At 71.3% G+C, this 20,750-nt stretch carries 20 protein-coding genes and 1 tRNA gene; 10 read left to right on the top strand and 11 right to left on the bottom strand.

Annotated features, from left to right (window positions below):
* Positions 1-93 precede the first annotated feature (93 nt).
* The gene (locus ACZ7OO_RS19145) at positions 94-1,119 is read right to left on the bottom strand and encodes a P1 family peptidase (RefSeq protein WP_471505929.1); all 1,026 of its coding nucleotides are present in this window, start codon (positions 1,117-1,119) and stop codon (positions 94-96) included.
* Positions 1,120-1,158: 39 nt separating this feature from the next.
* A complete protein-coding gene (locus tag ACZ7OO_RS19140; protein WP_471505928.1) occupies positions 1,159-2,397 on the bottom strand; it encodes a low temperature requirement protein A in 1,239 nt (412 codons plus the stop codon).
* A 257-nt stretch (positions 2,398-2,654) separates the two neighbouring features.
* Here ACZ7OO_RS19140 and ACZ7OO_RS19135 point away from each other — a divergent pair, with 257 nt between their 5' ends.
* Positions 2,655-2,834, top strand: a complete 180-nt coding sequence (locus ACZ7OO_RS19135) for a hypothetical protein (RefSeq protein WP_471505927.1) — start codon at positions 2,655-2,657, stop codon at positions 2,832-2,834.
* Between the two features lie 109 nt (positions 2,835-2,943).
* Here the strand turns inward: ACZ7OO_RS19135 and mscL are convergent, their stop codons facing one another.
* From mscL to ACZ7OO_RS19105, 6 genes are all read right to left on the bottom strand, one after another.
* Positions 2,944-3,420 carry a large conductance mechanosensitive channel protein MscL gene (mscL, locus tag ACZ7OO_RS19130; protein ID WP_471505926.1) on the bottom strand — a complete coding sequence of 159 codons (477 nt, stop codon included), beginning with the start codon at positions 3,418-3,420 and terminating at the stop codon, positions 2,944-2,946.
* A 138-nt stretch (positions 3,421-3,558) separates the two neighbouring features.
* Positions 3,559-4,134, bottom strand: a complete 576-nt coding sequence (locus tag ACZ7OO_RS19125; protein ID WP_471505925.1) for a hypothetical protein — start codon at positions 4,132-4,134, stop codon at positions 3,559-3,561.
* Positions 4,135-4,310: 176 nt separating this feature from the next.
* Positions 4,311-5,144 carry an S-methyl-5'-thioadenosine phosphorylase gene (locus ACZ7OO_RS19120; RefSeq protein ID WP_471505924.1) on the bottom strand — a complete coding sequence of 278 codons (834 nt, stop codon included), beginning with the start codon at positions 5,142-5,144 and terminating at the stop codon, positions 4,311-4,313.
* Positions 5,145-5,244: 100 nt separating this feature from the next.
* A complete protein-coding gene (locus tag ACZ7OO_RS19115; RefSeq protein WP_471505923.1) occupies positions 5,245-5,559 on the bottom strand; it encodes an FmdB family zinc ribbon protein in 315 nt (104 codons plus the stop codon).
* Positions 5,560-5,626: 67 nt separating this feature from the next.
* Positions 5,627-6,919 (bottom strand): MFS transporter, encoded by a 1,293-nt coding sequence (locus ACZ7OO_RS19110; protein WP_471505922.1) that lies wholly within the window; start codon positions 6,917-6,919, stop codon positions 5,627-5,629.
* 326 nt (positions 6,920-7,245) lie between these two features.
* Positions 7,246-8,856: a potassium/proton antiporter gene (locus ACZ7OO_RS19105; RefSeq protein WP_471505970.1), complete on the bottom strand. Its 1,611-nt coding sequence runs from the start codon at positions 8,854-8,856 to the stop codon at positions 7,246-7,248.
* 181 nt (positions 8,857-9,037) lie between these two features.
* Here ACZ7OO_RS19105 and ACZ7OO_RS19100 point away from each other — a divergent pair, with 181 nt between their 5' ends.
* On the top strand, positions 9,038-11,797 hold the full coding sequence (locus tag ACZ7OO_RS19100; protein WP_471505921.1) for a penicillin acylase family protein: 2,760 nt from the start codon (positions 9,038-9,040) through the stop codon (positions 11,795-11,797).
* An 87-nt stretch (positions 11,798-11,884) separates the two neighbouring features.
* Here the strand turns inward: ACZ7OO_RS19100 and ACZ7OO_RS19095 are convergent, their stop codons facing one another.
* Complete coding sequence (locus ACZ7OO_RS19095; protein WP_471505920.1) at positions 11,885-12,529, bottom strand: 5-formyltetrahydrofolate cyclo-ligase; 645 nt, start codon at positions 12,527-12,529, stop codon at positions 11,885-11,887.
* Positions 12,530-12,608: 79 nt separating this feature from the next.
* On the opposite strand from ACZ7OO_RS19095, the gene galU reads away from it, so the two are divergent.
* From galU to ACZ7OO_RS19060, 7 genes are all read left to right on the top strand, one after another.
* Positions 12,609-13,544: a UTP--glucose-1-phosphate uridylyltransferase GalU gene (gene galU, locus ACZ7OO_RS19090; protein ID WP_471505919.1), complete on the top strand. Its 936-nt coding sequence runs from the start codon at positions 12,609-12,611 to the stop codon at positions 13,542-13,544.
* Positions 13,541-14,863: a molybdotransferase-like divisome protein Glp gene (gene glp / locus ACZ7OO_RS19085; RefSeq protein ID WP_471505918.1), complete on the top strand. Its 1,323-nt coding sequence runs from the start codon at positions 13,541-13,543 to the stop codon at positions 14,861-14,863. Before galU ends, glp begins: the two co-directional genes overlap by 4 nt.
* 127 nt (positions 14,864-14,990) lie before the next feature.
* Positions 14,991-15,503, top strand: coding sequence for a cyclic pyranopterin monophosphate synthase MoaC (gene moaC, locus ACZ7OO_RS19080; protein WP_471505917.1), 513 nt, complete (start codon positions 14,991-14,993; stop codon positions 15,501-15,503).
* Entirely contained in the window at positions 15,500-16,036 is a 537-nt protein-coding gene (locus tag ACZ7OO_RS19075; RefSeq protein WP_471505916.1) for a MogA/MoaB family molybdenum cofactor biosynthesis protein, read from the top strand. Before moaC ends, ACZ7OO_RS19075 begins: the two co-directional genes overlap by 4 nt.
* Before the next feature lie 20 nt (positions 16,037-16,056).
* A complete protein-coding gene (locus ACZ7OO_RS19070) occupies positions 16,057-16,728 on the top strand; it encodes a GNAT family N-acetyltransferase (protein ID WP_471505915.1) in 672 nt (223 codons plus the stop codon).
* Between the two features lie 184 nt (positions 16,729-16,912).
* A complete protein-coding gene (sepX, locus tag ACZ7OO_RS19065; protein WP_471505914.1) occupies positions 16,913-18,142 on the top strand; it encodes a divisome protein SepX/GlpR in 1,230 nt (409 codons plus the stop codon).
* Between the two features lie 103 nt (positions 18,143-18,245).
* Positions 18,246-18,319, top strand: a tRNA-Ala gene (locus tag ACZ7OO_RS19060).
* A gap of 306 nt (positions 18,320-18,625) precedes the next feature.
* On the opposite strand, the gene ACZ7OO_RS19055 is transcribed toward ACZ7OO_RS19060, so the two are convergent.
* Positions 18,626-19,114, bottom strand: a complete 489-nt coding sequence (locus ACZ7OO_RS19055) for a GNAT family N-acetyltransferase (RefSeq protein ID WP_471505913.1) — start codon at positions 19,112-19,114, stop codon at positions 18,626-18,628.
* 78 nt (positions 19,115-19,192) lie between these two features.
* Between ACZ7OO_RS19055 and ACZ7OO_RS19050 the strand changes: the two genes are divergently transcribed.
* Positions 19,193-19,996 (top strand): exodeoxyribonuclease III, encoded by an 804-nt coding sequence (locus tag ACZ7OO_RS19050; protein WP_471505912.1) that lies wholly within the window; start codon positions 19,193-19,195, stop codon positions 19,994-19,996.
* Here ACZ7OO_RS19050 and ACZ7OO_RS19045 read toward each other — a convergent pair.
* Positions 19,974-20,630, bottom strand: a complete 657-nt coding sequence (locus tag ACZ7OO_RS19045; RefSeq protein WP_471505969.1) for a MerR family transcriptional regulator — start codon at positions 20,628-20,630, stop codon at positions 19,974-19,976. The genes ACZ7OO_RS19050 and ACZ7OO_RS19045 overlap by 23 nt on opposite strands.
* Positions 20,631-20,750: the final 120 nt, after the last annotated feature.

The following is a 20,750-nucleotide window of genomic DNA, read 5'->3' as shown; positions in this document are numbered from 1 at the left end:
AGGTTCCCCCGAACGGCCGTGAATGCCACCACGTGACAGAACCGGGACAATCAGCGGGGGCGCGCGACAACCAGGGCGCGCCCCTCGCCGCTGTCATCGCTCCCCGTACAACTCCCCGTACGACGGCCACACTCCGCCCGGCCCGGCCACGGACTCGGCGGCCCGTACGGCGCGCACGATGGCGCGCGTCACCAGATCCGCGCCGGCCGCGAGGAGTTCGTTGAGCGCGGTCGGGCTCGCGTCGAGCGGGCGCGCGCCCGTGGCCAGCGCGAACACCGTGTCCCCGTCGTGCAGCAGGTGTACCGGTCGCACGGCGCGGGCGATGCCGTCGTGCGCCGTCCCGGCCAGCTTCTGCGCCTGTGCCTTGGAGAGTTCGGCATCGGTCGCGACCACCGCGAGGGTGGTGTTGAGCGGCGGGAGCCCGTTCTCGGCGGCGGTCCCGGCGAGCCGCCGGCGCGCGGCCTCGTGCACCCGCTCCTCGGGGTACTCCACACGCCCCTGGAACAACTCCCCGTACAGCACGCCCGTTTCGGGATCCATCACCGCGCCGGCGGCGTTGGCCACCACCAGCGCGGCCACCGTGATCCCCGAGTCCAGCACCACGCTCGCGCTGCCCACCCCGCCCTTCAGCGCCCCGGCCGCGGCGCCCGTACCGGCCCCCACGCAGCCCTCCCGCACAGGGGCCCCGGGCGCGCTCGCCGCGGCCTCCTCGACCGCCGCGCGCCCCGTGGCCGCGTCCGGCCGGGCCCGGAAGTCCCCGCCCCGCCCCAGGTCGAAGACGCAGGCGGCGGGCACCACCGGCACGACATGCGCCGGATCAGCCCCCACCCGCACCCCGCGCCCCCGCTCCTCCAGCCAGGCCATCACCCCGGACGCCGCGTCCAGCCCGTAGGCGCTGCCGCCCGTGAGCACGATCGCCTCCACCCGCTGCACCAGGTTGCGCGGGTCGAGCGCGTCCGTCTCCTTGGTACCCGGACCGCCACCGCGCACGTCCACCGCGGCGACCGCGCCGCCCTCGGGAGCGAGGACCACCGTGGTGCCGGTGAGCCAGCCGTCGCCGCTGCGGGTCGCATGTCCCACCCGCAGCCCCGCCACGTCCGTCAATGCGTCAACTGTCATGACTGCCAGTCTGGCTCAGCCCGATGTCGTCCCGGAGCGTCAGGAGGCGGCCGCAGGGGCGTCCGCCGGGCGCTCGCGGCCGGCCGTGCGCGCCGTCAGCGCCGTCCCGGTCGCCACCGCCAGCGCCGACACCAGGCCCGCCGCAGGCACCGCCCAGTCGCCCAGGAAGGTGCAGCAGATCACCAGCAGCGCCGTCATCGGCAGCACCGACTGCTGGGCGATGCCGACCTTGAAGTACCGCGAGTGCAGCGCCCACACGGTCAGCAGGTACAGCGCCGTCGGCAGGGTCACGGCCGCCGAGGCGGCCAGCGTCGAGAGGTGCGCCTTGCCGACCGCCTGCTCGACGGCCACCTCCAGGCCCGCGCCGATCGAGGCCGCCGACGCGAAGATCAGGTAGTGGCCGTACCCCCACAGGAACGACTGCCTGTTGGAGCGCAGATGGCCGTGGATCGGCACCACGAAGTAGATCCACCACGCGGAGAAGACGATCAGCAGACCGCCCGCCGCGATCGGCAGCAGCTCGCCCAGCGCGTCATGCTCGGCCACCGCCGACTTCACGGCGACGGTCGCCGCCGCGATCGTCTCCCCGAGCACGATGATCGTGAACAGCCCGTAGCGTTCGGCGATGTGGTGCGGATGCCAGGAGGTGGCCCAGGCTCTCTCCGCGTACAGCGGCACACACATCTCGACGACCGCCATCACCAGGAACACCCAGGGACGCGCGTGCTCCGGCAGCAGCACCAGACCGAGCCAGCCGACCTGGCACAGCAGCACGCCACCCGCGTACCGGAGGTCCGCGGTTCTCTCGGTGCCCTCGGCCGATCGCGCGGCTCTCAGCCACTGCGCGACCATCGCCAGCCGCATGATCACATAGCCCAGCAGGACCACCATGTAGTCGTGGTCCGCGAAGGCCCGCGAGATACCGGCCGCCAGAACCAGGACGCCGGCGATCTGGATCAGGGTGACGACCCGGTAGAGCGCGTCGTCGTTGTCGTACGCCGAGGAGAACCAGGTGAAGTTCATCCAGGCCCACCAGATGGCGAAGAACAGCATCGCGTAGTTCAGGATGCCCTCGCCCGCGTGCCCTTCCGTGATGGAGTGCACCAGCTCCGCGCCCGCCTGTGCGATGGCCACCACGAAACACAGGTCGAAGAAGAGCTCGAGCGGCGAGGCGACGCGGTGGGCTTCGGCGCGCCCGCGCGCGGTGAGCCGGCGCAGCGGCCGGAGGGGCTGGGGCGCGCCCTTGGAGGCGGGCGCCGGAGCGGAACTGGACGTCATACGTCCAGCACAGCAGAAATGAGCACCGAAAGCTTGTGAACGGATTCACGACTGGAGAGGGGTGCGAGGGACAGAAGGGGTGCAGATGCAGTCCTGACCGGACCGCCGGATGGACGGCGTACTCCTCGTTGCCGAAGCCATCGCCCTCTCCCGCGGCCACCGCGGCTGCGGCCTCGCCTCCGTCAGACCGGGCGGCAGGCCCGGGGCGGGCGGTCGCCTCGGCCGGGCCGGGACCGTACGGACCGTACCCTTGAGGCATGAGCACTGCAGTCCCCGAGCCCGAGCCGCGCGACCCGAAGGCTGCGCTGATCTTCGACGACCCGCTGGACCGGCAGTCGTCGGACGACACGGACCGCGGCTGGGGCGAGCGCCCGGAGGGCGACTCCGCGGCCGACCTCAAGCGCTTCCTCGACGAGAAGCCGCCCCACCACCTCTGAGCCGTCCGCGCCACCGCCCGGACCCGCCGCCGCGCGGCCCGCGCCACCGCCCGGACCCGCCGCCGCCGCGCGGCCCGCGCCACCGCCCGGACCGCACCCGGCAGCGCCGCTAGCGCTCGTCGTGCCCCGACCCGCGCTGTGCGACCAGGGCGTCGCGGATCTCCTTCAGCACCTCCAGCTCGGTCACCTCGACGACCTCGCGCGTGCCCTCCTTCGCCCTCCTGCGGGCCTCCACCCGGGCCAGGTACTTCGCCATCGGCAGGACCATCAGGAAGTACACGACCGCCGCGGTGATCACGAAGCTCAGCGTGGCCCCCAGGACGGAGCCCCACATGATCGGAATGCCGCTCTTCACCGTGCCGTCCGCGTTCAGCGCGCACGGGTCCTTCAGGCACGAGCTGTAACTGTCGAGGTTCTTGGTCCCGATCGCGCCGACCAGCGGATTGATGAGCCCCTTCACCACCGAGTTGACTATGTTCGTGAAGGCGGCGCCGATGACCACCGCGACTGCCAGATCGACGACGTTGCCACGCATCAGGAAGGCCTTGAAGCCGTGCCAGATGCCCGGATCCTTCTTCTCGCTCACCTCGGGGACTCTCCTCGCATGCACAGGGTGTGGAACAAAACGCTCCGCAACCTACGTCACCGTGCGTCCATTGAGCCCAGTCGGGTAACTCGAACGAGGGACTTGACAGGATTCGACCAAGAAATCTTCCCAGGCTGTTCAGCACAACGTCACCGCCAGTCGCGCCGTGGCGCTCGCGCCGACCAGCCGGGCCGCGGCGGCACGCGGAACCGAGAGCACGACGAGTGCCCCGCTCTCCGAGGTCCCGTCGATCGGCTCCGGCAGCTCCGTGACGCGCACTCCGCGGGCGATCACCCGGGCGTCCCCGCCCGTCGCGGGATCCCCGGCGGCGATGACGTCCACCCGGTCGCCCGGGCGCAGCAACCGGACCGTGGCGCCGTCGGCGATCCGCACCGGCGCCGTCACCATGTCCACGGGCGGGGCGTGCCGCCGTACCGGTTGAGTGACCTGGTGCTTCCGGGGCCGCTCGGCGCGCTGGGGATCCATGGCGGCACGGGGTCCGGCCGCGACGAGCGCCGCCGCCGTGACCGCCAGGCCGGCCGCGAGGGCCCGCCTGCGGTGCCGCAGCAGCCGCCCCAGCCGATACCCACCGCCGCCTACGCGCACCGGCTCGAACTGCGGGATCTCGCAGGTCGCGGGGGCGTCCGTGCCCAGCGGGCGCGGGACGCGGAGGGGAGGGGGGAAGACGGGGGACGAGGGCGGGGGAACGGACATGTGGATCACCACCTGCGACGAGGAATCGGCTTGCGAGGCCACGATGAGGCCTCGCGCCGAAACGCGTCGGAGCCGGTGCGCTACCCACGGGTTGTGGACAACTCCGCCACCCGAACGAGGAGTTCCGCCCGTTTTCCACAGGGGCACGGACGCTCGGCAACCGCCCGCCGGCCGTGCTACGGCAGCGGGAACCCCGGATCCATCCCGCCGAGCGCGTTCGTGCACAGGCAGTCCCGTGCCGTGTTCTCCGGCAGGGCCGCCACCGCGTCGAACAGCACGCCCCGCAGCCGGTCCACGTTCGCCGCGAACACCCGCAGCACCTCGTCGTGCGAGACGCCCTCGCCGGTCTCGGCGCCCGCGTCCAGGTCGGTGACCAGCGTCAGCGACGCGTAGCAGAGCTCCAGTTCACGGGCGAGCGCCGCCTCGGGATGACCGGTCATTCCCACCACCGACCAGCCCTGCGCCTGGTGCCACAGCGATTCGGCGCGGGTCGAGAAGCGCGGTCCCTCGATCACGACCAGGGTGCCCCCGTCCACCGGCTCCCAGTCCCAGCCGCGGGCCGCCTTGAGCGCCGCGGCCCGCCCGGTGGGGCAGTAGGGGTCGGCCAGGGACACGTGCACCACGTTGGGCACGGCGCCGTCGGGCAGCGGCAGCCCGTCGAAGTACGACTGCACCCGGGACTTCGTACGGTCCACCAGCTGGTCCGGTACGAGCAGCGTGCCCGGTCCGTACTCGGGTCGCAGACCGCCCACCGCGCACGGGCCGAGCACCTGGCGCACGCCGACGGAGCGCAGCGCCCACAGGTTGGCCCGGTAGTTGATGCGGTGCGGCGGCAGATGGTGGCCGCGTCCGTGGCGGGGCAGGAAGGCGACCCGGCGGCCGGCGATCTCGCCGAGGAAGAGGGAGTCGCTGGGCGGCCCGTAGGGCGTGTCGACCTGGACCTCGGTCACGTCGTCGAGGAAGGAATAGAAGCCGGAGCCGCCGATTACGCCGATCTCTGCGTTCACCATGCTCAGCACACTAGCTGGCCGCCGGAGCGCGCAGCAGCCGGTGCCTGGGAACACCTCGGACCCCGCCGTCGCACGACTGCGGGGTCCAGGAGGAGGAGTCTCAGGCGGCGGAGCTGCTGGCGGAGCCCGACGAGGACGTCGAGGTCGAGGACTTCGAGTCGGACGACTTCGAGTCGGACGACGTGCTCGACGAACCGGAGCTCGACGGCTTCGACGCGGGGCTGCTGCTCGACGAGGAGCCGCGGCTGTCATTGCGATAGAAGCCCGAGCCCTTGAAGACAATGCCGACGGCGGAGAACACCTTCTTCAGGCGGCCACCGCAGTTGGGGCACTCGGTCAGGGCATTGTCGGTGAACTTCTGCACCGCCTCGAGGCCCTCGCCGCACTCGGTGCACTGGTACTGGTAGGTCGGCACTGTCTTCCTCCTGGCACTCTCACTCGATGAGTGCTAACGACGATCCATAGTGACGTATTCCCGAGGATCAGTCCACCGCCACCGGCGCGCGGTGACCGACGCCACGTGCGACCGTACGGTTCCGGGGCCGGGTGACGAGCCGCGAGCGCAGCGCCAGCAGGGTCACCAGGGCGAGCACCGTGCCCGCCATCGGCACCAGGAACCCGGCGCCGCCCCACAGGCGGTCCTCCAGCTGTCCGGCGACCGTGACCGCGGCCGCCTGGCCGAGCGCGACCGCGCCGGTCAGCCAGGTGAACGCCTCGGTGCGGGCGCCGGCCGGGACCAGGCCCTCGACCAGCGTGTAGCCGGTGATCAGCGCGGGTGCGATGCACATGCCGACCAGCAGACCGAGGCCGGCCAGGACGAGCACCGAGTGCGACGTCCACAGCGCGGACGCGGTCAGCGCGAGCGCCGCGTAGCCGACGACCAGGCGCCGGTGCGGGGCGGTCTTCCAGGCGATCGCGCCGCAGACGATGCCCGAGAGCATGTTGCCCGCGGCGAAGGTGCCGTACAGGACGCCGTTCAGGCCGGGCTCGCCGATCGACTCGGTGAACGCGGCGAGCGAGACCTGCATGCCGCCGAAGACGGACCCGATGCCGAGGAAGGCGACGGCCAGCACGCGCACGCCGGGGACGTGGAGCGCGGAGACGTGCCGCACGCGCGCGTGCCCGGTGCCGGTCACGCGCGGCTGGGTGCTGTTCCGCGCGGCGAAGAGGAGACCGCCGACCAGGGTCAGCGCGGCCTCCGTGACCAGGCCGGCGGCCGGGGTCACGGTGGTGCACAGGGCGGTCGCGAGCAGCGGGCCGAAGACGAAGGTGAGCTCGTCAGTGACGGACTCGAAGGCGGCGGCGGTGGACATGAGGGGCGAGTCCTGGAGCTTCACACCCCAGCGGGCGCGCACCATGGGGCCGATCTGCGGCACCGAGGCGCCGGTCGGCACGGACGCCGCGAACAGTGCCCACAGGGGCGCGTGCGCCAGCGCGAGCGCCGTGAAGGCGAGGCCCGACAGGGTGTGGACCAGCACTCCGGGGATCAGCACCGCGCGCTGCCCGTAGCGGTCGGCGAGGCGGCCGCTGTAGGGAGCGAACAGAGCCATGGAGACGCCGGTGACCGCCGCGGCCGCGCCCGCGGCGCCGTACGAGCCGGTGGTGTGCTGCACGAGCAGCACGATCGAGATGGTGAGCATCGCGAACGGCTGGCGCGCCGCGAAACCGGGGAGCAGAAACGTCCAGGCGCCGCGGGTGCGCAGCAGCCGGCCGTATCCCGGGCGGGACGGCGCCGCCGGCTTCTGCGACGGCTCGGTGGTGACCGTGGATGCCACGGCCGTGCCTTTCTGCTGCCTGGTAGCGCGGCCCCTTCAGGTGGGGGGCGGCGCCGAGAGCTGTCCTCTTGCGCGGAACTGCGGTAGATACCGGTGTCCACTGCGAAGAGCGTTCCGGCCGCCATACGGTCGCGCCAGCTCTGCGTCAGGCAGAGTTGGTTCGATCAGGGTGCTTTCATAGTACAGGGCTCCACACCCCCGTACACCTGTGAAAACGGGCACCACGGGGGTCGTTCACCTGGGATTGGTGGGGGTGTGAACCGCCCGAAACGCACCCTTGACACGCGCCTCGCGGGCCCCGCGTCCGCAGCCGTTCGCACCCGCGCTCACCGCCCGGAGGGCGCACCGGGGCCCGCGCCCGCGCCCGCGGTACCGTTCGTGCCCAGCCAGCCCGCCAGCTTGCCCCCGTGCCCGACCGCGCGCAGCCGCCGTTCCGCCGCGTCGCGCACCGGGTCGGTGGCGACCACGAGAAGCTCGTCCCCGCGCCGCAGCACCGTCGCGGGCAGCGGAACAAACGATTTTCCTTCGCGGACGACCAGGGTGACGGCGGCCCCGGCGGGCAGCCGCAGCTCATTGACCTCGACGCCGTGCATCCGCGAGCCCTCGGGGATGGAGACGGACAGCAGATGCCCGCGCAGCCGCTCCAGGGGTGCGGACTCGATGCCGAGGTCGGCCGCCTCCGGGCCGTCGCCGAGCCGCAGTTTGCGGGCCAGCCAGGGCAGCGTCGGCCCCTGGACGAGGGTGTAGACGACGACCAGGACGAAGACGATGTTGAAGATCCGGTGGCTGGTGTCGACGCCGTTCACCATGGGGATCGTCGCCAGGATGATGGGCACGGCGCCGCGCAGCCCGGCCCAGGACATCAGGGTCTGCTCCCGCCAGGGCACGCGGAACGGCGCGAGGCTGACGAACACGCTCAGGGGCCGCGCCACCATGGTGAGCGCAAGCCCGATGATCAGGGCCGGCCAGATGTCGTCGCCGAGTTCGTGCGGGGTGACCAGCAGGCCGAGCAGGACGAACATGCCGATCTGGGCGATCCAGCCGAGTCCTTCGGCGAAGCCGCGCGTGGCGGGCCAGTGCGGCAGCCTGGCGTTGCCGAGCACCATGGAGGCGAGGTAGACGGCGAGGAAGCCGCTGCCGTGCGCCAGCGCGCCGCCGGCGTACGCGGTGACCGCGATGGCCATCACGGCGATCGGGTAGAGGCCGGAGGCGGGCAGGGCGACATGCCTGAGGCCCCAGGAACCGAGCCAGCCCACCGCGAGCCCTATGGCGGCGCCGATGGCCAGTTCCAGGGCTATCTCGCCCACCAGGACGTACCAGTGCTCGACCGGGCCCGCGGTGGAGAAGGCGACGACCAGGATGACCACCGGGGCGTCGTTGAAGCCGGACTCCGCCTCCAGCGTGCCCGTCACGCGCGCGGGGAGGGGAAGGCGCCGGAGCACCGAGAAGACCGCCGCCGCGTCCGTCGAGGACACCACCGCTCCGATGATGAGCGCCTGCCGCCACTCCAGCCCGACCAGGTAGTGCGCGCCCGCCGCGGTGACCCCGACGCTCACCCCGACCCCGACCAGGGCCAGCACGGAAGCGGGCGCCAGGACCGGTTCGACCTCCTTCCACTTCGTGCCTAGACCACCCTCGGCCAGGATCACGACCAGGGCCGCGTATCCGATGACCTGGGTCAGTTCGGCGTTGTCGAAGTGGATGTCGCCGATGCCGTCCTGGCCCATGAGGACGCCGATCCCCAGGTACACGAGCAGGCTGGGGAGCCCGCTGCGGGAGGAGATCCGGACCGCCGCGACGGCGACGAGCAGGACCAGGGAGCAGACGAGCAGGAGCTGGTTGAGGTGCTGGACAGTCAGTGGCGATTCCCTTCCTCGGCTCGCGCGCGGGCGACGCGGAGGCTCACGTACACAGGACCCGAGGGTGCGGCACTGCACACCCAAGCACTTCGTTACCTTACCTAACTCTTGACGCTTTCTTGACGCTTCGCCGGGCAAGATCGAACGCACGTGCCCGCTGGTTCCCGACTCCGCGTCAAGGCGCGTCAGACCCTGCGCCTATGGTTGCTCCAGCACTCCAGGACCGCCTGCCGCTCGCGTTAGGACAGCAAGGACAGCGATGCCCCCCAACACCACCGCCACAACGGGTGACAAGCCTGGCAAGTCCGGCAGGAAGAAGGGGCGCAGAGCCCGCCTGATCGTTCTGGTGCTCGTTCTCGCCATCGTCGGGGGCATCGCCTACGGGGCGTACTGGTCGATCAGCACGGTCCGCGCGTCCTTTCCGCAGACCAAGGGTTCGCTGACGCTCAAGGGCCTGTCCGGACCCGTGACCGTGAAGCGGGACGGCTACGGGATCCCGCAGATCTACGCCTCGTCCGACGCGGACCTGTTCATGGCGCAGGGCTACGTCCAGGCGCAGGACCGGTTCTACGAGATGGACGTGCGCCGTCACATGACGTCCGGGCGCCTGTCGGAGATGTTCGGCAAGGGCCAGGTGAAGAACGACGAGTTCCTGCGCACCCTGGGCTGGGACCGGGTCGCGAAGGAGGAGTACGACACCAAGCTGTCGGACTCCACGAAGAATTACCTCCAGGCGTACGCCAAGGGAGTCAACGCCTACCTCGACGGCAAGGACGGCAAGGACATCTCCCTGGAGTACGCCGCCCTCGGGCTCACCAACGACTACAAGCCAGCGCAGTGGACCCCCGTCGACTCGGTCTCCTGGCTGAAGGCGATGGCCTGGGACCTGCGCGGCAACATGCAGGACGAGATCGACCGTGCCCTGATGACCAGCCGCCTCGGTCCGCAGCAGATCAAGGACCTCTACCCGGAGTACCCGTACGGCCGCAACAAGGCGATCGTCCAGGAGGGCCAGTACGACCAGCTCACCAAGACCTTCGAGCAGAGCGGCTCCACGAGCGGCTCTGGGACCTCGACGGGCGCAAGTGCCTCCTCCACCTCATCGGCCACCGGTTCGGCGCTCACAAGCCAGCTGGCGGGCCTCTACAACGTCCTGGACGACGTCCCCACGGCCGTCGGCGTGAACGGCCAGGGCATCGGCTCCAACTCCTGGGTCGTCGAGGGCAAGTACACCATCACCGGCAAGCCGCTGCTCGCCAACGACCCGCACCTGTCGGCGTCGCTGCCCTCCGTCTGGTACCAGATGGGCCTGCACTGCACGACGGTCTCCAGCAAGTGCCAGTACGACGTCACCGGTTACACCTTCGCCGGCATGCCCGGCGTGATAATCGGCCACAACGCCGACGTCGCCTGGGGCATGACCAACTCCGGTGTCGACGTCACCGACCTCTACCTCGAGAAGCTCTCCGGCGACGGCTACCTGTACGACGGCAGGACCAAGCCCTTCACGAGCCGTGAGGAGACCATCGAGGTCGCCGGCGGCACGTCGAAGAAGATCGTCGTACGGCAGACCGCCGACGGCATGCCCCTGCTGTCCGACCGCGACGACGAACTCGTCAAGGTCGGCAAGAAGGCCTCCGTCGACACCGCCGCACCCGACCGCGGCGACGGTTACGGCGTCGCCCTGAAGTGGACAGCGCTCGAACCGGGCACCACCATGGACGCCGTCTTCGCCCTCGACAAGGCGTCCGACTGGAGCAGCTTCCGCGACGCGGCCGCTCAGTTCGACGTGCCCTCGCAGAACCTGGTCTACGCCGACACCAAGAACAACATCGGCTACACCCTGCCGGGGAAGATCCCCACGCGCTCGTCGGCCGACGACGGCTCCATCCCGGCGCCGGGATGGGACTCCAAGTACCAGTGGACCGGCTACATCAAGCAGGACGAGCTGCCCTACGAGTACAACCCGAAGCGCGGGTACATCGTCACCGCCAACCAGGCCGTGGTCGACAAGGACAAGTACCCCTACACGCTCACCACGGACTGGGGCTACGGCACCCGCAGCCAGCGCATCACCGACCTGATCGAGTCGAAGATCAAGGACGGCGGCAAGATCTCCACCGACGACATGCGCCAGATGCAGCTGGACAACAGCAGTGAGATCGCCAAGCTGCTGGTGCCCAAGCTGCTGAAGATCGACCTCCCCGACAAGGACGTGCGTCAGGCCCAGAAGCTCCTTGAGGGCTGGGACTACACCCAGGACGCCGACTCCGCGGCCGCCGCCTACTTCAACTCGGTCTGGCGCAACATCCTCAAGCTCGCCTTCGGCAACAAACTGCCCAAGGAGCTGCGGGTCAAGGGCCAGTGCCTGTGGGTCGACAAGGCCGACAGCACCGGTCCCGTCGACGACGACGCCAAGGTCCGCGAGTGCGGCGAGCGCGACGCCGACCAGGCCCAGCCGGACGGCGGCGACCGCTGGTTCGAGGTGGTCCGCACCCTCATGGACAAGCCGAACAGCGACTGGTGGAAGACGCCCGCGTCCGGCACCCGCCCCAAGGCCGACAACATGGACCAGCTGTTCAAGCGTGCCATGATCGACGCCCGCTGGGAGCTGACCGCCAAGCTCGGCAAGGACATCGACACCTGGAGCTGGGGCCGGCTGCACCGCCTGTTCCTGAAGAACCAGACCCTGGGCACCGACGGCCCGAGCATCCTCCAGTACGTCCTCAACCGCGGCCCCTGGAAGCTCAGCGGCGGCGAGGCCACGGTCAACGCGACCGGCTGGAACGCCGCCGGCGGCTACGGCGTCGTCTGGGTTCCCTCCATGCGGATGGTCGTCAACCTCGACGACCTCGACAAATCCAAGTGGATCAACCTCACCGGAGCCTCCGGCCACGCCTTCAGCGCCCACTACACCGACCAGACGAACAAGTGGGCCGACGGCGAGCTGCTCCCGTGGTCGTTCTCGGACAAGGCGGTCGACAAGAGCACCGGCGACACGCTCGTCCTCAAGCCCTGACCCCGCTGACCTGACGCCGCTGAAACGGCCCTCCACGCACGCGTGGAGGGCCGTTTCACCTACCGGTGCCCGCCGCCGCCCCGCGCCTCAAGGGCCGCAGGAGCCCGCGAACCGGCGGGCACCCGACGGTGTCACCACCGCCTGCACCGGCCGGTCGTGCGCCTCCGCCGGCACGCGCTCGACGACCTCCGTGTCGTACAGCAGCACCACCAGCGCCGGGCGCGCGCCCGCGCGATCCAGACGTGCCAGTACACGGTCGTACGACCCTCCGCCGCGCCCCAGCCGCATCCCGTGCGCGTCGACCGCGAGCCCGGGCAGCAGCACGACGTCGGCGCAGAGCACGGCGTCCGGGCCGAGGAGTTCACCTGAGGGCTCGAACAGCGCCATCTTCCCGCCGTGTTGGACGCGCGTGAGGGAGCCCTCCCCGGCGTAGGCGCCCCAGTCCAGGTCGTGGTCCGGCAGGAGCACGGGGAGCAGGACGCGTACGCCCCGTGTGAGCAGCGCGTCGAGCAGCGTGAGGGTGCCGGGCTCGCTTCCGACGGAGACGTACGCTGCTACCGTGCGTGCACGCGCCAGCTCGGGCAGTTCCAGAGCGTGCTCGGCCAGCGCGTCGGCGGACTCCCTGACGACATCGGTCGTCAACCTGTTCCTCACCCCCAGGAATTCTCGCCGCAACGTTCGCTTGTCAGTCTCGCCCCCAGGTTCACCGTGCTGCACAGGTCGTCCCCGCATCCTTTCCAACCAGCTCATATGAGTGCCAATTAACCGGAGCCTCAGATTCTTCGCAAAGGCACCGGATAAGGTTGCGGACATGACTCAGTCGCACCCCAGGATCAGCAAGGCTGTCATTCCCGCGGCAGGCCTTGGCACCCGGTTCCTGCCGGCCACCAAGGCCACTCCCAAGGAGATGCTGCCGGTCGTCGACAAGCCGGCGATCCAGTACGTGGTCGAGGAGGCCGTGTCGGCGGGGCTCGACGACGTCCTCATGATCACCGGACGCAACAAGCGTCCGCTGGAAGACCACTTCGACCGCAACTACGAGCTGGAATCGGCGCTCCAGAAGAAGGGCGACGCCAGCCGGCTCGCCAAGGTCCAGGAGTCCAGCGACCTGGCCACCATGCACTACGTGCGCCAGGGCGACCCCAAGGGCCTCGGTCACGCCGTGCTCTGCGCGGCCCCCCACGTGGGCCACGAGCCCTTCGCCGTCCTGCTCGGTGACGACCTGATCGACCCGCGCGACCCGCTGCTCCAGCGCATGATCGAGGTCCAGGAGCAGTACGGCGGCAGCGTGATCGCGCTCATGGAGGTCGACCCTGAGCAGATCCATCTCTACGGCTGCGCCGCGGTGGAGACCACTGTCGACGGCGACGTCGTCAGGGTGACCGGCCTGGTGGAGAAGCCGGACGCGGCGGACGCCCCGTCGAGCTACGCCATCATCGGCCGCTACGTCCTCGACCCGCACGTCTTCGACATACTGCGGCGCACCGAGCCGGGCCGCGGCGGCGAGATCCAGCTCACCGACGCCCTCCAGCACCTCGCCCAGACGTATTCGTCAGCGGCCACCGCCGAGGAGAAGGTCGGCGGCCCCGTGCACGGCGTCGTCTTCAAGGGCCGCCGCTATGACACCGGCGACCGCGGCGACTACCTGCGTGCCATTGTCAGGCTCGCGTGCGAACGTGAAGACCTGGGCCCGGACTTCCGGACCTGGCTTCGCAGTTACGTAGCCGAGGAGATGCAGCAGAGTTGAGCAGCGCCGCGACCCGCCCCGCCGGCCCGGACCACCTGTGGTCGGTGGACGAGCACCTGGAGGACATCCTCACCACCGTCCGCCCCCTGGAAGCCATCGAGCTGCAACTCCTCGACGCCCAGGGCTGCGTCCTGGTCGACGACGTCATGGTGCCGGTGTCGCTGCCGCCGTTCGACAACAGCTCCATGGACGGGTACGCGGTACGGGTCGCGGACGTGGCGGGCGCCAGCGAGGAGTTCCCGGCCGTCCTGGAGGTCGTCGGGGACGTCGCGGCGGGCGCGGTGGAGCTCACCCCGGTCGGCCCCGGCCAGGCCGCCCGGATCATGACCGGTGCCCCGCTGCCGCCCGGCGCCGAGGCCGTCGTCCCCGTGGAGTGGACCGACGGCGGACTCGGTGAGGGACCGGTCGGGGGGATGCGAGCGCGCAGCCTCGCGCCCGAGGGCGCCGAGGGGCACGTGCGCGTGCACAGGCCGGCCGAGGCACGCGCGCACGTGCGCGCGATGGGCAGCGACGTGCGGGCCGGCGACCGCGCGCTGGAGGCGGGCACCGTTCTCGGCCCGCCGCAGATCGCGCTGCTCGCCGCGATCGGCCGCGGCTCGGTACGGGTGCGCCCGCGCCCGCGTGTGGTCGTCCTGTCCACCGGCAGCGAGCTCGTCCAGCCCGGCGAGGAGCTGGGCAGCGGCCAGATCTACGACTCCAACAGCTTCGCCCTCACCGCCGCCGCCCGGGACGCGGGTGCCATCGCCTACCGGGTGGGCGCGGTCGTCGACGACGCCGACGCCCTGCGCGCCACCATCGAGGACCAGCTCGTCCGCGCCGACCTGGTGGTCACCACCGGCGGCGTGAGCGTGGGGGCGTACGACGTCGTCAAGGAGGCGCTGTCGCACGTCGGCGACGAGGACGAGGCGGGCGGCGGCGTCGACTTCCGCAAGCTCGCCATGCAGCCCGGCAAGCCCCAGGGCTTCGGCTCCATCGGCCCCGACCACACGCCCCTGCTGGCCCTGCCCGGCAACCCCGTGTCGTCGTACGTCTCCTTCGAGCTGTTCGTCCGCCCCGCCATCCGCACCCTGATGGGCCTCCCGGACGTGCACCGGCCCCGCACCACGGCGATCCTCAAGGCGAACAAGGCGCTCGGCTCGCCCAAGGGGCGCAGGCAGTTCCTGCGCGGGGCGTATGCCGACGGCGAGGTGACCGCCGTGGGCGGCGCCGGTTCGCATCTGGTCGCCGCCCTGGCGCACGCCGACGCGCTGATCGTCGTACCCGAGGACGCGGAGTCCGTCGAGCCCGGCAGCGAGGTCGAGGTCGTCCTGCTCGGCTGATCCGCGCGCGTACCCGTCCGCCGGGCGGTCCTGCCCGGTGGCGAGCGCCGGCTTGGCGGTAGCGTGTCGCGCACAGCAGGCCCGAGCGCCGCACCGCGACGGGCCCGGACCGGGAGCGCCACACAGCATGACTGAGCCTTCCCGGGGGGAGACCCCCGGACGCCCTGTGCCAGACCACCTGACGCACATCGACGACGCGGGCGCCGCCCGGATGGTCGACGTGTCCGGCAAGGACGTGACCGCGCGCACCGCACGCGCCAGCGGACGCGTCCTCGTCTCGCCCCGCGTGATCGAGTTGCTGCGCGGCGAGGGCGTCCCCAAGGGTGACGCCCTCGCCACCGCGCGGATCGCGGGCATCATGGGCGCCAAACGCACCCCGGACCTGATCCCGCTGTGCCACCCCTTGTCGGTCTCCGGTGTGAAACTGGATCTGTCGGTCGCGGACGACGCCGTGGAGATCCAGGCCACCGTCAAGACGACGGATCGCACGGGCGTCGAGATGGAGGCCCTCACGGCGGTCTCCGTCGCCGCGCTCACCGTGATCGACATGGTCAAGGCGGTCGACAAGGGAGCGGTCATCACGGACGTACGCGTGGAGGAGAAGACGGGCGGCAAGTCGGGCGACTGGAGCCGGGCGTGAACGCGGGGCCGTCCGCCGGTGGTGCGCCGCGCGCGCCGTACCGTGCGCTGGTGGTGACCGCCTCCAACCGCGCCGCCGCCGGTGTCTACGAGGACAAGGGCGGACCGCTGGTCGCGGCGGGCCTGGAGGGCTTCGGATTCGCCGTGGACGGGCCGCAGGTCGTGCCCGACGGCGACCCCGTGGCGGCCGCCCTGCGCGCGGCCGTCGAGGTCGGGTACGACGTCGTCGTCACCACCGGAGGCACCGGCATCTCGCCCACCGACCGCACGCCCGAGGCGACCCGCGCGGTGATCGACCACGAGGTGCCGGGCATCGCCGAGGCCGTCCGCGCGTTCGGACGGGAGAAGGTGCCCACCGCCGCGCTCTCCCGGGGCCTGGCCGGGGTGGCGGGCCGGACACTGATCGTCAACCTTCCGGGGTCCACCGGCGGGGTGCGGGACGGCCTGGCCGTCCTGGAACCGCTGCTGGCGCACGCCGTCGACCAGATCCGAGGCGGCGACCACCCCAGACCCAGCACCGGGGGTGCGAGCTGAACAGTCCGTCCTGGCCCGTCGTGCTGGGGGACGGCGATGTCGTCCTCCGGCCCATAAGGCTGCGCGACCAGCGTGCCTGGCGCGAGGTCAACCGGCGCAACCGCGACTGGCTGCGCCCCTGGGAGGCGACCATCCCGCCGCCCACGCCCAGCGGCCCGATCGCGCACCGCCCGACCTACCGGCAGATGGTCCGGCATCTGCGCGCCGAGGCGAACGCGGGCCGCATGCTGCCCTTCGTCATCGAGTACCAGGGGCGCCTCGTCGGGCAGTTGACCGTCGCCGGGATCACCTGGGGGTCGATGTGCTCGGGACACGTCGGCTACTGGGTGGACCAGGGGGTGGCCGGCCACGGGGTGATGCCGACGGCCGTCGCGCTCGTGGTGGACCACTGTTTCCGCACGGTTGGCCTGCACCGCATCGAGGTCTGCATTCGCCCCGAGAACCGGCCCAGCCGCCGGGTCGTGGAGAAACTCGGATTCCGTGAGGAGGGGCTGCGGCCGCGTTATCTCCACATCGACGGAGCCTGGCGCGACCACCTCGTCTTCGCCCTCACCGCGGAAGAGGTGCCCGAGGGGTTGCTCGGCCGCTGGCGGCGGGAACGCTCCCGGAGCGGGTCCCCGAAGACACCGGGCACGACCGGCACTCCGCAGGTGCCCTGGAATCCGCAGAACACTCCAGGGAATCCCGCCTAGCCGAAAAATGGAATACGTGTTCGAAAATGATCGACTGGTGACCGTCTAGGGGCATTGAATTCGCGGCTTCGACGGCCTGCTGATCGCATCGGTCACAAAAAAAGCTCGAAATATCAGCCAGATCGTGCGACACACCGGCGCAATTGGCAGATGGCCCCATGCAAACCCCTCTACCGTGTGAGGCGTGAGCAGCAGCGGCCTCATCTACGCAGTCATTGTCGGGGCCTGGGCCGCCTACTTGGTGCCGATGTGGCTCCGTAGGCAGGACGAGCTGAACGAGGCCCGTCCGACGGAACGCTTCAGCACCGCCATCCGGCTGCTGTCCGGACGGGCGGGGATGGAGCGTCGGTACGCCAGGGACCTGCGGGCGCGCTCCGCCTCTGAGGGGGAGCAGGGCGCCGGTGATACGGACGCCGTCACCGACTCGGTGGACGTCCGGGCCTTCGCCATGCCTCCGACCCGCCGTCAGGTTCGGGCAGAGGCGGAGCCGGAGGCGCCCGGGCGCCAGGAACCGGCGCGCGACCACGCGGTCGCACCGGCGGCCAAGTCCCCGTCCGCACCGGCCCGTCAGACGGGCACCACGCCCGCCCCGGCATCCGCCTCCGCGCGTAAGCGAGTTCCTGCTCCGCGGCGCGCACCCTCGACACAGACGGCCGCAGCGCGCGCCCGGCGTACGAAGGCACTCGCGCGCCGTCGGCGCACCACCGTGCTGCTCTTCGTCGCGTTCACACTGGGCGCGATCGTCGCCGCCGTCGGGGGGCTGGCGTTCCTGTGGGCGCCGGGCGTACCCGCCGTGATGCTGAGCGCCTACATCGCCTACCTGCGCGCCCAGGAACGCCGGCGGTTCGCCTACCACATGGACCGGCGTCAGGCCGAGGCCGCCGCCCAGCGGTTGCGGGAGCGCCAGCCGCGGCGGCGCGCGCCCCTGGACCCGGGCGCGGTCGCCGACGAACCGGACGGGGGACCAGGCACCGAGACCGACCCCGGCCTGTCCGCGCTCGCCGCGGACCGGCGCGCCCTCGTCGAACAGACCGACCACGCCGAGTGGGTCGACCAGCAGCGCGAGCGGCAGCGGCGGCCCGGGCACGGGGACAGCTGGGACCCGGTGCCGGTGCCACTGCCGACGTACGTGACCGCGCCGGTCGCGCCCCGCGCCACCTCCGATGTGGACCTGGGGGCGCCCGACGCCTGGAGTTCGGCGCGGTCCAGCTCCGTCGCGCCGGAACAGGAGACCAAGCCGGTCGCAGCGGATTCCGAGGCGGAGGCGCCGGAGTCCGCCGCCGACGACAGGTCGGCGGACGGCCGGACCGACGCGCGCCGCGCGGCTTCCGCGCGCCGGGCCCGCGAGCGCGGCCGCACGCCCCTGTTCGACCAGTACGAGGACGGCGACCGCCCGCGCGCGGCCAACGAGTGACCCGAGGAGAGCGCGGCGCGCCTCGCGTGACCCCTGCCCTGACCAGTCAGGGAACGGATTTCCAAGCACCCCGACGGGGATGCTAGAGTTTCACTCGTTGCAAGGGCCTGTGGCGCAGTCCGGTAGCGCACCTCGTTCGCATCGAGGGGGCCAGGGGTTCAAATCCCCTCAGGTCCACTGCACGATGAGATCCCGGCGATCATGACGATCGCCGGGATCTCCGTCGTTTCCGGGGCCTTTCGACGCGGTGGGCGCCGAAAGGCGAGTTGGTCCGGGGGCGAGGGCTGGGCGGTCACCCGGTGGGCGCGCTGCGGCAGTTGGAGCCGGCGCGGCGGCACCACGATCCGCGCGATGCCCGGCGCCGGGAACGAGGTCCGGCTCGGCGACTTGAGCAGCACCGTCCGGGACGGATCCATGCGCTCGACAGCCGCGGCGGGGGAGCCGGATGGCGGCCCCGCTCCGAGCGACCGGGTGTGACGTGGACTACGTGTCCGCCCGCAGGGGCTTCGCGTAGCAGCGGCTCGACTCGTAGTGGCGGTAGTAGCCGAACTTCACGCACGGCTCGTAGCCGCTGGAGGTGTACAGCGCGATGGCCTCCGGCTGCTTGGTGCCCGTCTCCAGGACCATGCGGAGCCGGCCGGCCGCGCGGGCGTCGTCCTCCAGGGCCGCGAGCATACGGCGGGCCAGGCCCCGGCCGCGCATCCCCTCGATGACGAACATGCGCTTGAGTTCGGCGTCGCCGTCCTCGTTGCCCTCGCCGTTCTCGTCCTGGCTGCGCCAGCCGCCGGTGGCCACGGGGCGGTCGGACTCGTCGTACGCGATCAGGTAGACGCCGTTCGGCGGTGCGAAGTCGGCCGCGTCCAGGACGGTGGCGTCGCCCCCGTCGCCGTAACGCAGGTGGTACTCGGCCTGGACCTCGTCGTTGAGCTTGACGGCGTCGGGATGGTCGAAGGCAACGGGACGTATATTCATGTGAGGCATCGTATATTCGTGCAGGCGAGAGCGCGGTGGACATCGGGACTCCGTCCAGTGTGCCGGTATCGTGCCCTGGTGCTGACTGTGACCTCGGTGAATGTGAACGGGCTGCGGGCCGCCGCGAAGAAGGGCTTCGTGGAGTGGCTCGCGGAGACCTCCGCGGACGTGCTCTGCCTGCAGGAGGTGCGCGCGGAGCCGCAGCAGCTCCCGGAAGAGGTGCGCGCACCCGGCGGGTGGCATGTCGTGCACGCCCCCGCGGCCGCCAAGGGGCGCGCGGGTGTCTCCCTGTACACCCGGCGCGAGCCGGACGGTGTGCGCGTCGGCTTCGGCTCCGACGAGTTCGAGGCGAGCGGGCGCTATGTCGAGGCCGACCTGCCCGGCGTCACCGTCGCCTCCCTCTACCTTCCCTCCGGGGAGGTCGGCACCGAGCGGCAGGACGAGAAGTACCGGTTCATGGGCGAGTTCCGCGCCCATCTGAAGGAGCTGCGGGAGCGGGCCGCCGCCGACGGGCGCGAGGTCGTCGTCTGCGGCGACTGGAACATCGCCCACCAGCGGGCCGACCTGAAGAACTGGCGCGGCAACACCAGGAACTCCGGCTTCCTGCCGGAGGAACGGGACTGGCTCGGCAGCGTCCTGGACCCGGCCGACGGCGGGTACGTCGATGTCGTACGCGCTCTGCACCCGGAGGTCGAGGGGCCGTACTCGTGGTGGTCGTACCGGGGGCGGGCTTTCGATAACGACACCGGCTGGCGCATTGACTACCAGATGGCCACGCCCGGGCTCGGAGGCAAGGCGGTCAAGGCGTTCGTGGAGCGCGCGGCCACACACGGGGAGCGCTGGTCGGACCATGCGCCGGTCACTGTCGTGTACGACCTCTGACGGGCTGGTCCCACTTGTCCATCCTGTTCATCCGCCGGTCCAGGGCCAGTGACACCTCCGCCTCCACCACGCTCCGGGCCAGGGGGCGCAGGCGCTCCATGTCCTCCTGGAGGCCGTGGCGCAGGACGAGCTCGGCGAAGAGCTCGGCGAGGGCGTCGGCGTGCTCGCGGACGCTTCGGCCGGCCGCCAGGACCTCCGCGAGCGGGAAGCCCTCGCGGACCAGCGCCTCCGAGGCGTCCAGCAGGCGTCGGCTGATGTGGACGATGTCGTCGCCGTCGGTGCCGAGGTAGCCGAGGTCCAGCGCGGCGACGAGGTTCTCCGGGGTGGCCTCGCCCTCGAAGCGGGCGGCGAGTTCCTCGGGGGTCAGGCGGACCGGCTCCTCCTCGCTGGGGGTGCCGACGCCGAGCAGGTCGGCCACATCGCGGCCGTGGTCGAAGGCTTCCGCCAGCTCCGCGATGCCGTTCAGGGTGTGGCCGCGCTCCAGGAGCGCCGAGATCGTGCGCAGCCGGGCCAGGTGATGGTCGTCGTACCAGGCGATACGGCCCTCGCGGCGCGGCGGGGGGATCAGCTTGCGTTCGCGGTAGAAGCGCAGGGTGCGCACGGTGATGCCGGCCAGGCCCGCCAGTTCCTCCATGCGGTACTCGCGCGGTCCGCCCTGGCCCGGGAGCCGGCCACGGTCTGCGGAGGTGCTTCGTCCACCGTCGTCTGCCACGTGCGAAGCCTATGTTGTACCGCCGGTAACTTTCGTGTGCGC

The sequence above is a fragment of the Streptomyces sp. NPDC111744 genome (assembly GCF_055634995.1).
The sequence above is the reverse complement of the archived record's forward strand: the minus strand, read 5'-3'. Positions and strand labels throughout refer to the sequence as shown.

Coding starts and splice junctions, on each gene's coding strand:
- ACZ7OO_RS19145 (WP_471505929.1), bottom strand. CDS start 1,119: ATGACAGTTGACGCATTGACGGACGTGGCGGGGCTGCGGGTGGGACAT.
- ACZ7OO_RS19140 (WP_471505928.1), bottom strand. CDS start 2,397: ATGACGTCCAGTTCCGCTCCGGCGCCCGCCTCCAAGGGCGCGCCCCAG.
- ACZ7OO_RS19135 (WP_471505927.1), top strand. CDS start 2,655: ATGAGCACTGCAGTCCCCGAGCCCGAGCCGCGCGACCCGAAGGCTGCG.
- ACZ7OO_RS19125 (WP_471505925.1), bottom strand. CDS start 4,134: ATGTCCGTTCCCCCGCCCTCGTCCCCCGTCTTCCCCCCTCCCCTCCGC.
- ACZ7OO_RS19120 (WP_471505924.1), bottom strand. CDS start 5,144: ATGGTGAACGCAGAGATCGGCGTAATCGGCGGCTCCGGCTTCTATTCC.
- ACZ7OO_RS19100 (WP_471505921.1), top strand. CDS start 9,038: ATGCCCCCCAACACCACCGCCACAACGGGTGACAAGCCTGGCAAGTCC.
- ACZ7OO_RS19095 (WP_471505920.1), bottom strand. CDS start 12,529: ATGCGGGGACGACCTGTGCAGCACGGTGAACCTGGGGGCGAGACTGAC.
- galU (WP_471505919.1), top strand. CDS start 12,609: ATGACTCAGTCGCACCCCAGGATCAGCAAGGCTGTCATTCCCGCGGCA.
- moaC (WP_471505917.1), top strand. CDS start 14,991: ATGACTGAGCCTTCCCGGGGGGAGACCCCCGGACGCCCTGTGCCAGAC.
- ACZ7OO_RS19055 (WP_471505913.1), bottom strand. CDS start 19,114: ATGAATATACGTCCCGTTGCCTTCGACCATCCCGACGCCGTCAAGCTC.
- ACZ7OO_RS19045 (WP_471505969.1), bottom strand. CDS start 20,630: ATGGAGGAACTGGCGGGCCTGGCCGGCATCACCGTGCGCACCCTGCGC.